Source organism: Stenotrophomonas sp. IS26 (genome assembly GCF_054188265.1).
The window spans coordinates 116190-130950 of sequence record NZ_JBSZJV010000004.1; the positions used below are offsets into that span (position 1 = coordinate 116190).

The 14761-nt window shown below is 67.7% G+C and carries 4 protein-coding genes; 2 read left to right on the forward strand and 2 right to left on the reverse strand.

The window, feature by feature from the left end:
- Nucleotides 1–5: 5 nt before the first annotated feature.
- Together pgaA and ACW6W5_RS05815 are read right to left on the reverse strand one after the other, a co-directional pair.
- Nucleotides 6–2042, reverse strand: coding sequence for a poly-beta-1,6 N-acetyl-D-glucosamine export porin PgaA (pgaA, locus tag ACW6W5_RS05810; protein WP_152152722.1), 2037 nt, complete (start codon nt 2040–2042; stop codon nt 6–8).
- Nucleotides 2043–2387: 345 nt separating this feature from the next.
- Nucleotides 2388–3599 carry a CynX/NimT family MFS transporter gene (locus tag ACW6W5_RS05815; RefSeq protein WP_121041142.1) on the reverse strand — a complete coding sequence of 404 codons (1212 nt, stop codon included), beginning with the start codon at nt 3597–3599 and terminating at the stop codon, nt 2388–2390.
- 412 nt (nt 3600–4011) lie between these two features.
- Between ACW6W5_RS05815 and ACW6W5_RS05820 the strand changes: the two genes are divergently transcribed.
- Nucleotides 4012–5760, forward strand: a complete 1749-nt coding sequence (locus ACW6W5_RS05820) for a ShlB/FhaC/HecB family hemolysin secretion/activation protein (protein WP_226956635.1) — start codon at nt 4012–4014, stop codon at nt 5758–5760.
- Between the two features lie 55 nt (nt 5761–5815).
- Entirely contained in the window at nt 5816–14761 is an 8946-nt protein-coding gene (locus ACW6W5_RS05825; RefSeq protein ID WP_152152720.1) for a two-partner secretion domain-containing protein, read from the forward strand.

Consider the following 14761-nt stretch of genomic DNA (forward strand, 5'->3'; position numbering starts at 1 on the left):
GCATGTCATTCTCCCCACCGCAGGCCGGCATCCAGGCCGATGTGTCGTTCACGCTGTCCGTCATAGACCGGTCGCGACCAGCGGATGCCGTACTCGAAAATGCGGCCTTCGCCGAGCTGCCACTCATGGCGGTACTCGGCCGAGGGCACGATCGCGCTGCCATAACCCTGCTGCCAGTACTGGCCCACGGAGACGGTCAGGCGATGCCGGAAGTGGCGTTCGTAGTGGCGCCATAACTGCTGGTCCACGCGCAGGCCGATCTCCACCGAGTGATCCTCGGAGGGATTGAAATAGGGCACGTCATCGCGGCTGCCGCGGCTGGCATACACGCTGCCCAGACCGTCCAGGAACACCGTCGGCCGGGTCATCAGGCGCTGCTCGATGGCGGTGCTGACGGTATCGCGACGGTTGCCGTCGTCGTAGCGGAACTGGCTGGCCCCCACGCTCCAGTGGGTGCGCTCGTCGCGGCGATAGTCGGCCGCCAGTGCGATGCTGTCGGCCGTGATGCCGGAGACGCGTGCCTGCATCGAGGCATCCGGGTCATTGCGTGCGGCAGTGATGCCGGCATGCCATTGATCGCTGAACTGCCAGCCGAACCCGGCGCTGAGGCCGGTATCGCCGATGTGGTCGTTGGCGCGGTTGACGAAGGCTTCGGCATCGGCGCGGCCGTAGCGGTAGCGCGTGCCCGCCCCGATCCGCAACGGGTCGATGGTCTGGTCCTGGAAATCCACGCTGCGCCGATCGGCGAACGCGACCAGGCGCCAGCGGTCGTCCAGCACCGGGGACTGCACTTCCACGCCGTAGCGGCCGTCATCGTTGCCCAGCGGCGATGCACCGCCACCGCCCGAGCTGCGCCCACCTTCGGCGTAGGCATGCCATTGCCAGCCACGGTGCGCACGCCAGCTGCGGTCCATGCGTTGCACGGAGGGCTGGTTGGGGTAGGCGGCAAGCAGCGTGTCGTGGACCGGTCGTGCCAGGTCATCGCGCTGCACCTGTACATAGGCGTCGTACTGACCCAGGCGCGCAGGTACGTCGCGCGGGTCCAGCGTGTTGGCCATGCTGTAGCGCTCCAGCGCCCGTCGTGGCCAGCCACGCATCAGGTAGATGTTGCCCAGCGAGGACTGCGTGCCGGTGTTGCCCGGGCCGATCTCGACCATCTTCTCCAGATCGCGCTGGGCGGTGGGCAGGTCGCCACTGTAGGCACGCACCATGGCCAGGTTGAGGTCGGCCTCGTAGCGCGGCCAGTTCGCATAGGGTGCCTTGGCACCGTTCGCCCAGCGCCACGCGGGCTCATCGGCCTGCCACTTCTTCAGCAGGGCGATCGCGGTGTCGGCCTGCTCGTCCTCCAGATACGCATAGGCCAGTTCCGAGCGCGCCTGCGGCAGTGACGGATCGGCTTGGAGCGCGGCGTCCAGCACCGGGATCGCCTCGGCCGGATGCTGCGTGGCCATCAGCGAATCGCCGACGGCGGCCAGCAGATAGTTCGGCACCGGGTGGCCCTCGGCGAGCAGCGTGCGGTACTCCTCGCGCACCTGTGCATGACGCCCCAGCCGGTTGAGCAGGATCAGCCGGTCATAGCGGATCCGCAGCGGGGCCTGCTGCACGGGGGTGCCATCGCGTTCGAGGTACTGCTGCATCTGCACCAGCGCGGCATCGGCTTCATCCAGGCGGGTGTCCTCGCTGGGGCCATAGGCCAGGCTCCAGCCCACCAGCTTGGCCAGGTAATTGCCTTCCAGCCGTTCTTTCTGTGCCGCATCGAACAGGGTGGGGCGCGCCAGATACAGCTGCCAGGCGCGGTGCGCGTTGCCGATGTCCGCCAGGGTCAGCACCTGCAGGCGATACAGCAGTGCGTCGTCGGGCGATTGCACCCGTGCCCGCTCGATCGCGGCCAGTGCATCCAGCCAATGGGCCTGGTCGCGGTAGTGGCCGATCTCGGCCAACGCGTCAGCCTGCGGGTCGGCGGCTGCGGTGGCCGGAGTGGAGAAAGCGAGTGCGGCGCATGCCAGGCCGACGCTGAGCGCCAGCGGCCGATGGTCGTACATGGAACCCCCCTTGGAGCATCCTTTCAAAGGTGTGTTGCGTCAAAAGTGTGACGCACATCACATGCCAATCGTGCCTGACTGCGCAGTTGTTGCCAAATCGTTAATGGCCGGGTACGGCCGATCAGCCCCCGGGTGGAACCCGGAGGGGAAAGGCAAGCCATTGAATTGCTACGGATTCAGACCATGTCGCCAACATGGACAGCGCACTCCATCGCCATGAAGCTGTTCAGCCGGCTGGCGACGCCAGAGGCTCCGAACACTGCCCGGTGCAGCCCACCGGGTCAGTTAGCGACACGCTACGTCAGCAGTTGCGCACAGCGCGTGTAGATGGACGCGCCGGGGCGCTTACCACTGGTCTTCGAGCTTCTGCGGTTTGCAGGCGACCCACGAGGCGCACAACAGCACCACCGCGCACAGCACCAGGAAGCCGAACGGCAGGTGCCAGCCACCGCTGACCGCGTGCAGCCAGCCGAACAGGAACGGCCCCAGGCAGCTGAAGGCATAGCCCACGCCCTGCATGAAGCCGGACAACGCGGCCGAACCGGCGGGGGTGCGGGTGCGCAGGTTGATCAGGGTCAACGCCAACGGGAACGTGGACGGCCCGATGCCGAGCAGCACCGCCCACAGCCACGGGGCCTTCATCGGGGCGAACAACAGGCCGGCGAAGGCGATCAGAAACGCGCTGAAGCCGATCAGCACCAGCCCGAAAGGATTGCGCAGGCGCACGGCCAGGGCCGGCATGGTCAGCGATGGCAGCAGGCCGCAGGCCGCGAAGATCGCCACCATGATGCCGCCGAATGCCGGTGTTGCACCGGCCTCGACCACGATCCGTGGCAGCCAGGTGAACATCGAATAGGTCATCAACGAGGTCATGCCGAACATCAGGGTCATGCCCCACGCCAGCGGGGTCTTCCAGACCTTGCCGTGCGGCGCGCTGGAGGGATCGTTGGCGGCGCTGATCGTGTCCGGGTGCGGACGGGCGCGGGAGAGCATCAGCCACGGCAGTGCCGCAGCCAGCGACATCAGCGCCCAGATGCCCAGCGATACGCGCCAGCCCGCCTGCTGCGCGACGGGTACCGCCAGCAGGGCCGGCATCATCGTGCCGATCTGCAGCACGGTGATGTAGAGCGTGCTCATGGTGCCCACGCGGTTGGCGAAGTAACGCTTCACCAGCGGCGGTACGACCACGTTGCCGATCCCCATGCCGGCCAGCGCCACCACCGAGCCGAACAGCAGGCTGCCCACGCCGCCGGCCATCGAGCGCAGCAGCAGGCCCACGGTGGCCAGGCTCATCGCCAGCAAGGCGGTGCGCTCCAGGCCCAGGCGGCGCGCCACTGCCGGGGTGGTCACGCCGAACAGCGCGAAGGCGGCCGTCGGCAGCATGCCGAGCACGCCGGTCATGGTGGTGCCGAAGCCGAAGGTCTGGCCGAGCACATCCAACAGCGGGGTCAGCGAGGTGACCGCGGTGCGCAGGTTCAAGGCCGCCAGCAGGATGGCGGCAAAGGCCAGCAGGCGTCCGTGCAGCAGGGACTGGGACGGTGAAGTGGGGTGAGTCATCAGCATGGTTCCTGACAGGTGGCGCACCGCGGCCTCAGGCACGCGGGTGCAACGGCAGAGACCGGCCAGCGGCCGGCATCTGCGGGGTAGGGGACTGGGCCGCCGCCGAAGGCGGGGCCAGGACCGGCCATTGTACGGGTTCGATCCCGACAGGTCCCTCATCGAGGCCCTCGGCAGGCGCTACGTGTGAAAACGTCTTCACAACAAGGGTCGCGCGATCTCCTTCCATGTGAGCTACGTCAAAAAAATGACTATTTAGGAAAATACCTACATGCCGACGGGTGATTGTCCTACCGAGTGAGTGGGGTTTTTGACGGTTTTCATGTCGCGAATAGCTCTTAAATTGGCGGGCCTCCATAGGGGCGGTCTATAGCGAACGATGGTTCGTGCCAGCCCACGTTCGAGATCCTGCATGCCAAACACCGTATTCCCCACCCCGGCTCGTGCCGGTACTCACGGCGCTTCTCCGCGCGCATGGCTGCTGGCCCCGCTGGCGGCCGCGCTCGCCCTGATCTGCACGCCCGTGCACGCCCAGCAGCTGCCTGCCCCGGATCAGGAACTGCTCCGCCAGCAGGAGCGCGAACGCGCGCTGCGCGAGCAGCTTGAAACCCGGCCCGATGCGCGCCTGCAGGAAGCACCGGTAGCGGCCCCGGAGCGGCTGCCCACCGATGAGGCCCCCTGTTTCGTGATCGAACGCATCACCTTGGGCGGTGAGCAGGCCGAGCGATTCCAGTGGGCGCTGGCTGCGGCCAACGTCAAAGGCGACCCGGCGCTTGGCCGTTGCCTGGGCACCACCGGGATCAACGTGGTGATGTCGCGCGTGCAGAACGCCATCGTGGAACGCGGCTTTGTCACCACACGCGTGTTGGCCCAACCGCAGGACCTGACCACCGGCACGCTGGAGTTGACCGTCGTACCCGGCACGCTGCGCCAGATCCGGTTCGCCGAGGGCACCCATCGCGACGCCACCTTGTGGAATGCGATCCCCGCGCGCAGTGGCGACCTGCTCAACCTGCGCGATATCGAACAGGGACTGGAGAACTTCAAACGGGTACCGACCGCCGAGGCCGACATCCAGATCAGCCCGGCCGAAGGCGCCGATGCCGCGCCCGGGCAGAGCGACCTGGTCGTGCAGTGGTCGCAGCAGCGGCTGGTGCGCTTCAACCTGAGCCTGGACGATTCCGGCAGCAAGGCCACCGGCAAGACCCAGGCCGGTGCGACGATGTCGCTGGACCACGCACTGCGCCAGAACGACCTGTTCTACGTCAACCTCAACCATGACGTGTTCAGCGGCGGCAAGCGCGGCACCAAGGGCTTCACCTTCCACTACTCCGTGCCTGTCGGCTACTGGCTGTTCGGCGCCACGCGCAGCGGCTACGAATACGAGCAGACCGTGGCCGGCAACCAGCAGTCGTATCTGTACAGCGGCGAAAGCTACAACGCCGAAGTACGGGCAACGCGCCTGCTGTTCCGCAACGCGAGCAGCAAGACCAGCATGTACCTGCGCGCGTGGGAGCGCGACTCGCGCAACTTCATCGACGACACCGAAATCCTGGTGCAGCGCCGGCGCATGGGAGGCTGGGAACTCGGCCTGAACCACCGGCATTTCATCGGCCAGGCCACGCTGGATGGCACCGTCGGCTTCCGCCGCGGCACCGGGGCATTCGGCTCGATCGCAGCGCCCGAGGAACTGTTCGGTGAAGCCACCTCGCACCCGAAGATCTACTTCGCCGACGCCCAGCTGAGCGTCCCGTTCCAGCTGGGCCAGCAGCGCCTGCGTTACACCGGCAGCTGGCGCGCGCAGTGGAACCGTGGCGGGCTGGTGCCGCAGGACCGCTTCGCGATCGGTGGCCGCTACACCGTGCGCGGCTTCGATGGCGAGATGTCGCTGATGGGCGAACGCGGTTGGCTCATCCGCAACGACATCGGCCTGGCACTCGGCGGTGGGCAGGAGTTCTACGTCGGCGCCGATTACGGCCATGTCGGCGGCAGCGCCACGCAATGGCAGCTGGGCAATGACCTCGCAGGCACGGTGATCGGCCTGCGCGGGTCCTATCGCGGCCTGTATTGGGACGGCTTCGTCGGCGCCCCGTTGAACAAGCCGTCTGGCTTCCAGAATGCGTACACGGTCACCGGATTCACCCTGAGCTGGTCGTTCTGATTTCAGTGCGGGCGCGTTCGCGCCGCACCGACCGCACGCACACAAAGGAATTGTAATGAACAAGCATCTGTACCGCCTCGTGTTCAACCACGCCCTCATGCTCTGGCAGGTCGCCGCGGAAATCACCCCGCGCCCCGGCGGCGCCGGTACCGGGCAGGATGGCGATCGCACGGCGGCACTGCGTCCGATGGCCTTCGCGTTGTGGGTGATGCTGGGCTGGGTCGGCGTGAGCGGCCTGGCCGCGGCGCAGGTGGTGGCCGATCCGAACGCACCGGGCAACCAGCGCCCGACCGTGCTGGAAACCGCCAACGGCACGCCGCAGATCAACATCCAGACCCCCAGTGCGGCGGGTGTCTCGCGCAATACCTACCAGCGTTTCGATGTCGACCAGCAGGGCGCCATCCTCAACAATTCGCGCGGCAACACGCAGTCCCAGCTCGGTGGCTGGGTACAGGGCAATCCGTGGCTGGCCGGTGGCACCGCACGGGTGATCCTCAACGAGATCAACGGCGCCAACCCGAGCCAGCTGCGCGGCTACGTGGAAGTTGCCGGCGACCGTGCGCAGGTGGTGATCGCCAACCCCGCTGGTATCGATTGCGATGGCTGCGGCTTCATCAACGCCAACCGCATCACCCTGACCACCGGCACGCCGACGTTCAACGGCGGCGCGTTGGAGGGCTATCGCGTGCAGGGCGGTGCCATCCATATCTTTGGCGCCGGCATGGATGCCAGCCGGGTCGACTACACCGATCTGATCGCGCGCTCGGTGCAGCTCAATGCGGGCCTCTGGGCACAGCAGCTGCAGGTCACCACTGGCGCCAATACGGTGAGCGCCGATCTGAGCCGCGTGCAGGCCCAAGCGGCCGACGGCAGCACGCCGCAGTACGCGCTCGACGTCGCCCAGCTCGGCGGCATGTATGCCAACAAGATTCTGCTGATGGGCACCGAGCATGGGGTAGGCGTGCGCAACGCCGGCAATCTCGGCGCGCAGACCGGTGAGCTGGTGGTCACCGTCGATGGCCGGCTGGAAAACACCGGCAAACTGCAGGCGCGCGACGACACCGGCATCGCGGCCAGCGGCGGTGTGCGCAATGAAGGTCTGGTCAGCGCGGGTCGCGAGTTGAACCTGCGCACCGGCCAGGATCTGGACAACCGCGGCGGCCAGCTCAATGGCACCCGTCTGGATGTGGAAGCCGCCTCGCTGGTCAACCGCGACGGGCGCATCGAGCAGGCGGGTGTGCAGGCGTTGGCGGTAGAGAGTGGGCAGTTGAAGAACCGCGACAAGGGCAGCATCGGCGCGCTGGCCCAGCAGGATGGGACCGCACCGACGACGCCAGGCACGGGGGAAGGTGCGGGCACCCCGGGCAACGGCAGCGGTACCGGCAACGGCAGCACCGACGGCAGCGCGCCGGGCGTGATTCCGCCGACCACCGCGCCGCTCGCGCAGGGCCGCGTGGTGATTGCCGGCCTGCTCGACAACGATGCCGGCGCGGTGCTGGCCGGTGGCGATATCGATCTGCGCGCCAATGGGTTGGACAACGACGGCGGCAGCATCGGCGTGCGCGACCTGACTGTGAACGGTGGTGCGCTGTCCAATCGGCAGGGCGAACTGACCACCCAGCGCGATCTGCGCGTGCAGGGCCAGGCACTGCACAACGACGCGGGCGCATTGAATGTGGGCGGCGCCCTCGATGTGCGCACCACGCAGCTGTCCAACCGCAGCGGCAAGATCGCCCACAGCGGCACTGCACCCGCGCAGCTTCAGGTGGCAGGCACGCTCGATAACACCGACGGCAGTCTCGCCAGCAACGCCGCTTCGCTGGCGCTGACCAGTGCAATGCTGGTCAACACCGATGGCACGCTGCTGCACGCCGGCAGCGACGGCCTGCAGCTCACCACCGGCACGCTGGACGGTCAGCGCGGCAAGATCGCCACGGCTGGAACGCTCAGCCTGCGCGCAGGGCAGGTCGATCATCGCCAGGCGGAACTGCAGGCCGGCATGCTTGATGTGCAGGTCGATACGCTCGACAACCGTGGCGGCCAGCTGCTGGCGACCGGCAGCCAGGCCAACCGCATCGAGGCGGCGACCGCGCTGGACAACAGCGGTGGCACGCTCGCCAGCAACGGCGATCTGGCCATCGATACCGCGCTGTTGAGCAACGCGGGTGGGCAGGTGCAGCAGGCCGGCAGCGGCCGCCTGGACGTCACCGCGGCGACCTTGGCCGGGGCAGGCGGCAAGCTGCTGAGCAATGGCGCGCTACACCTGCAGGGACAGCGTATCGACGTCTCCGGCGGTATCACCTCGGCGGTGCGCCTGGCGATCGACGCCGGGCAGTTGGACAACCGTCGGGGTGAGCTGATCGCCACCGGCACCGACACGCTTGGCCTGCGCGTGACCCACGCGCTGCAAAACGACAGCGGACAGATCATCGGCAACGGTGCGCTCGCCGTGCAGGCGGGCAGCCTCTCCAACCGCGACGGCAAACTGCTGGCGGCAGGCAGTGCGGCCTCCACGCTGCAGGTGAGCGGCGCGTTCGACAACCAGCGCGGTACGCTGGCCAGCGCTGGCGATCTGACGCTGCAGGCTGGCCAGCTGGACAACCAGGCTGGCACGGTCCAGGCAGCCGGCGACAGCGCGCTGCAGCTCGCTGTGGACGGCCTGCTCGACAACCGCCAGGCCGGCCTGATCGCTTCCGGTGGTGCGCAGCAGCTGCGCGCCGGCAACCTCGACAACCGCGGCGGCACGGTCAACGCAGGCGATACGCTTGAGGTGACGGTCGCCCAGTCCCTCGACAACAGCGCCGGCATCCTCGCTGCCAACGACACGCTGCACGTGCAGGCCGGGCGCATCATCAACCGTGACGCGGGCACCCTGGCCTCGGTCGAAGGCGATGTCACGCTCGATAGCGCGAGCGATATCGACAACACCGCCGGTGTGATCCAGGCCGAACGTGCGCTCTCGGTCGCCAGTCAGGGGCTGACCAACGTGCGTGGCACCCTGGCGGGCGCGTCCGTTGCTCTCGATACGGGCCTGGGGGGCGTGGACAACAGTGAGGGCATCCTCGCCGCCACCGCCGGCACGCTGGATATCCGCAGTGGTGCGCTGGAGAACCGCGCTGGCCTGCTGCAGTCCAGTGCGGCGATGCGCATCGATACCCACGGCCAGCGCCTGGGCAACACCGAGGCGGGCGCGCGCGGCGGTATCGTCAGCGGTGCTGGGCTGACCCTCCGCGCGGGTGAGCTGGACAACCGGGCCGGCCTTGTCCAGGCGCAGGCGGCGCTGGATGCGCGGCTGGCCTCGCTGGACAACCGCAGCGGCGGGCAGGTGGGTAGCGGGGCCTCGTTGCTGCTGCAGGCGCAGCGCGTGGATAACAGCGGCGGCCGCCTGCAGGCGAGCGAGAATCTGACGCTGGATCTGAGCGGTGAGCTGGTCAACCAGGCCGGTTTGGCCGTGGCCGGCGGCGATCTGGTCGCCCACGCCGCGCGCATCGACAACCGCAACACGACCGGCGGCAGTATCCCGCTCGGCCTGCAGGGCCGCAGCGTGGCCCTCACCGCTGCGCAGATCGACAACAGCGCGGGCATGATCGCCGCCGACCAGCGGATCGCCCTGCAGGCGGCCGATGTGCTGCTCAACCAGCAGGGGCTGGTGTCCTCGGCGGGCAGCCTGGACGTGCACGCCGGCCAGGTCGGCAACACCGACGGCACGCTGCTGTCGGCGGGCAACCAGACGCTGCATGCCAACGCGCTCAACGGTACGGGCCGGGTGTTGTCGCAGGGCGACCTGGTGCTGGCGCTGCAGCAGGACTACCGCAACGATGGCCAGATCACCGCCAATGGCAAGGCCACCGTTTCCACGCAGGGGCTGTGGACCAACGCAGGCAAGGTGCAGGCCGGGGATCTGAACCTGCAGGCACGCCAGATCGACAACCTCGCCACGGGTGAGATCAGCGGCATCCGCACGCAGGTGCGCGCCGATGGCGTGCTCGGCAACCGAGGCCTGATCGACGGCGTGGATACCCGCGTCGATGCCGATGTGATCCTCAACGTCGGCACCGGTCGCATCTATGGCGACCGCCTGTCGATCGGTGCCAACACCCTGGTCAACAGTGACGAAACGCTGGAGGGCGTGACCCGCGCGGCCACCATTGCCGCGCGTGAGCGCCTGGACATCGGCGCCGGCACCGTGGTCAACCGCGAGCAGGCGCTGATCTTCAGTGCCGGCGGTGGCGACAATGCACTCAACATCGGCGGTGCGCTGGATGCGCAGGGGCATGCAGTCGGTCGCGCCGGCTCGGTGCACAATGCCAGCGCGACCATCGAATCGCTGGGTGGCCTGACCATCGATGCCACGCGCCTGCTCAACAGCAACGAGCATTTCGCCACCACTGAAGTAATGGTGGTGGGCCCGACCAAGAAGCTGTACATCCAGCCCAAGGGCACGCCGGGCATGCACGATGCCAGCGAGTTCACCTGGTCCAGCTGGAGCCGCGCCGGCAAGTACTGGTGGAAGAACGGCAACGGCGACGTCAAGGACTGGACCCAGTACGACGTCACCCACACCGAGTACGAAACCCAGGTCGCCTCCAGCGCGCCCGGCCGCATCATTTCCGGCGGCAACATGACGCTACGCGGCGATGAGCTGATCAACGACAAGAGCCAGATCCTGGCCGGCGGCGCCTTGCTGGGCGACCTGGGCAACCTGCGCAACATCGATGCGTTCGGCGAGTACCGCGTGCACGAGGAAGGCACCAGCCAGTACACCTACAGTCGCTGGCGCGGTGGTTTCAAGCGCTATCACGAACGCAAGTGGGACCGGAAAATCGCCTATCGCCCGGCCGATGAAGTGCGCACCATCAACCTGGGCGTCACCCGGACGGCCGAGCACACCCGCGACGGTGGCAGCGGCTATCAGGTGGGCGGCGTCAGTACCGGTACCGTCGGTGGGCAGGTCGGTGGCGCAGCCGAGGCCGGTGCCGTGGGTGGGCAGCGCCAGGTGACCGAAGTCAGCGCCAGCGTGGCCTCGCTGGCCGGGCCCGGCAGCACTGCCGGCACCGGTGCGCAGGGTGCGGCGGGCAACCAGCCGACCGTTATCCGCACCATCGGCGTGGAGGCCGAACTGCCGCAGAGCAGCCTGTTCCAGAGCGGCCCGAATGCTGGCCAGTATCTGGTCGAAACCGATCCGCGTTTTGCCGACTACCGCAGCTGGCTCGGCTCGGAGTACCTGCTGCAGAAGATGGGCGTGGACCCGGCCAACGTGCAGAAGCGGTTGGGCGATGGGTTCTACGAGCAGAAGCTGGTCCGCGATCAGGTCGCCCAGCTCACCGGCCGCCGCTTCCTGGACGGCTACGCCGACGATGAAGCGCAGTACCGCGCGCTGCTCGACAACGCGGCCACCATCGCCGACGCATGGGGCCTGCGCCCCGGCGTGGCGCTGACCCCGGCACAGATGGCCCAGCTCACCAGCGACATCGTCTGGCTGGTCGAACAGCGCGTCACCCTGGCCGATGGCAGCACCACCACCGCACTGGTTCCGCAGGTGTATGTGCGCGTGCGCCCCGGCGATATCGACGGCACCGGTACGCTGCTGGCCGGCCGCTCGGTGGAGCTGAACCTGCGCGGCGACCTGGTCAACAGCGGCACCATTGCTGGCCGCACCGCGGTGAAGATCGACGCGCAGAACCTGCGCAACCTCGACGGCCGCATCAGCGGTGACACGGTCAATGCCAACGCGCGTACCGATCTGGACAACCTCGGCGGCCTGATCGATGCGCGCAGCGTGCTGGTCGCCAGCGCCGGCCGTGATCTCAACATGGTCACCACCACCCGCAGCGGTCAGAACACCGCGGGGTTGAGCGACTTCAGCCGGACCAACATCGATCGCGTGGCCGGGTTGTTCGTGAGCGACCAGGGCGCCACGTTGCTGGCCAAGGCCGGCCGCGATCTGCGCATGGACGGCGCCCAGGTGGTCAACACCGGTGCACAGGGCCAGACCCTGCTCGCGGCGGGCCGGGATCTCTCCCTGGGCACGGTCACCGAGGCACGCCAGGAAAACAATGTCCGCAACAACGACAACTACCTGCGCCAAGGCTACGAACGGGAGGTCGGCACCACCCTCGATACCGCCGGGGCGGTACAACTGCAGGCCGGGCATGACGTGAACCTGCGCGCCGCGCAGGTCTACAGCAGCGATGGCGCGATCTCGGTGATGGCCGACAACGACGTCAGCATCGCCAGCGGCGAGCGGAGCAACAACTGGAGCGAGGGCCGCAAGCACACACATCGCGGGCTGTTGAAGTCCACCACCAACACCACGCGCGACAGCCTGGAGGAAACCCAGGCCATCGCCAGCACGCTCAGCGGGCACCAGGTGGCGGTGCGCGGCAACAACATCACCGTGACCGGCAGCAACGTGGTCTCCGATGCGGGTACGGTGCTGCTGGCCGACAATGATCTGACCGTGCAGGCGGCGACCAACACGCGCGGCGAGAGCCACTACAAGCGCAAGGATGAAAGCGGCTTCCTCTACAACGGCGGCGTCGCGTTCACGGTCGGCACGCAGATGCAGAGCCGCGATGCCAAGGACGTGAGTACCAGTGCCGCGGCGTCCACCATCGGCTCCACCGCGGGCAACGTGGTGATGGTGGCGGGCAACAACTACCGCCAGGTTGGCAGCCACGTCGTCGCGCCCGAGGGCGACATCGACATCCATGCGCGCAAGGTCGACATCGTGGAGGCCCGCGAGACCGGCGTCGCCACCCAGGAGGACAAGTTCCGCCAGGCCGGCCTGACGGTGGCGCTGACCGCGCCGGTGATCTCGGCGATCCAGAGCGCCGAGCAGATGAAGAAGGCGGCCAGCCAGACCGACGACAGCCGCATGAAGACGCTGGCGGCGGCGACCACCGTGCTCAATACGGCGGCAGCGGTGGGTGCGGTGCAGGCCGATCCGGGCGCGGCGGGCGGCATCAACATCTCCATCACCGTGGGCGGCGCACGCAGCGACAGCAAGACCACCACCACGCATGACAACGCAGCCGGCTCCAGCATCACCGCGGGCGGCGACGTGCGCGTCAGTGCCACGGGCGCGGGCAAGGACTCGGATCTGACCGTGATTGGCAGCACCATCAACGCCGGCAACAACGCCTACCTGCGGGCCGATGGCGATATCGCCCTGCTGGCGGCGAAGAACACGCAGGAAACCGATCGCAAGAGCAGCGCGGCCAGCGGTGGTGTCGGCGTGGCCATCAGCATCGGCTCCGGCGGTGCCAGTGCGGGCATCACCGCCAACGCCAGTGGCTCCAAGGGCAAGGGCGAGGGCACCGACGTGCAGTGGACCAACAGCCACGTCAACGCCGGCAACACGCTGGTGCTCGAATCCGGTGGCGACACCACCCTGCGTGGCGCGGTGGCCAGCGGCCGCGAGGTGATCGCCGATATCGGCGGCGACCTCAACATCGAGAGCCTGCAGGACACCTCCACCTTCCACAGCAAGGACACCAGTGTCGGCGGCAGTGTCACGGTCGGCTTGGGCTTCTCCGGCAGCGCCAGCTACGGCAACACCAAGGTCGATGGTGACTACGCCAGCGTTGTCGAGCAGAGCGGGATCAAGGCGGGCGACGGTGGCTACCAGGTGCGCGTAGGCGGCAATACCGATCTGATCGGTGGCGTGATCGCCTCCAGCGAGCAGGCCATCGCCGACGGTCGCAACCAGCTGATCACCAGCACATTGAGCGTGCGCGATCTGGACAACCGCAGCGATTACAAAGCCAGCAGCCTGAGCCTGTCCGGCGGCTTCAGCAAGAGCGGCACAGGCGGCCCGTCCAATGGCGGCAACAGCGGCCGTGGCAACGACGGCACGCCTGGGTCCACCGGTGCAGCCGGGCAGGGCAGCAGCTGGTCGTGGCAGAACTATGGCAACGATGCCAGCGCCGCCGCACCCGGCTATGCCAGCGACAAGGGCAGCGATGCCAGCACCACCCGCAGCGGCATCAGCGCAGGCGCGCTGACCATCACCGATGGCAACGCGCAGCTGGCCAAGACCGGCAAGAGCATCGACGACACCCTGGCCAGCCTCAATCGCGGTGTGCTCAGTGGCGACGATGCCAACGGGCTGATCCGTAACTGGGATCCGGTGGAGCTCGCGCAGAAGGTGCAGGCCGAAGCGCAGATCAGCGCAGCGTTCACCCAGCAGGCGCACAGTGCCGTGGGCAGCTATGTGGCCAGCCGCGGCGCCAGCATCAAGGAGCGTTACGAACACGCCGACACGCCGGAGCAGAAGGCTGCGCTGCAGGCTGAAGCCGATGAACTGCGCACGCAGGAGAAGATGCTCAACATCCTGATCGGCGCGGTGACCGGCTCGGCGACCAGCGCGGTCTCCAAGGAGGCGCTGGCCAGTGCGGCGGACTGGATGCGGCAGGAGATGATCAAGAACTCGCAGTTGTTCCCGGGTGTCACCGACGGCGTGACGACACTGGACAACATCCACGGAAAGAGTGCCGGTGTGGATGGCGATGAGTTCAAGATCGGGGGAACCCGCGTGGACCTGGATCAGCTGTGCGGACCTGGCAGCATCCGCTGCGCAACGAATCCAGACGGCACACTTGCCCTGGATTCGCTGGGACGCGTGCAGTTCGACGATAAACAGGGGGGATTGACCCTCGCCCAGTACCTGGCGTCGGAGGAAGGCAAGAAACTGGGCGGCGTAACTGGGGGTATCCAAGGCTGGACAGGGACGCTGCGAGGCGACCCCTACAAGCCAGGAGACTGGCAGGACAGGCTGATCGAGTACTTCGCCGGCCCGCATGACATGATCGGCGGGCAACTTGCAGGGTTGTACGATGAGCAGGGGAATGCACGTCGTGGCCGTCCATGGGCGCTGTCCACCTTCCACGAAGGCTGGACCGTCGTCGCGATTCCCGTGGCGGCTCCCTTCGCAATGGCGAAGGCGCTGCCGCCCCAGGTCTGGTCCGCGATCTCCATTCTTGCCGGTGCCAGTCGATGA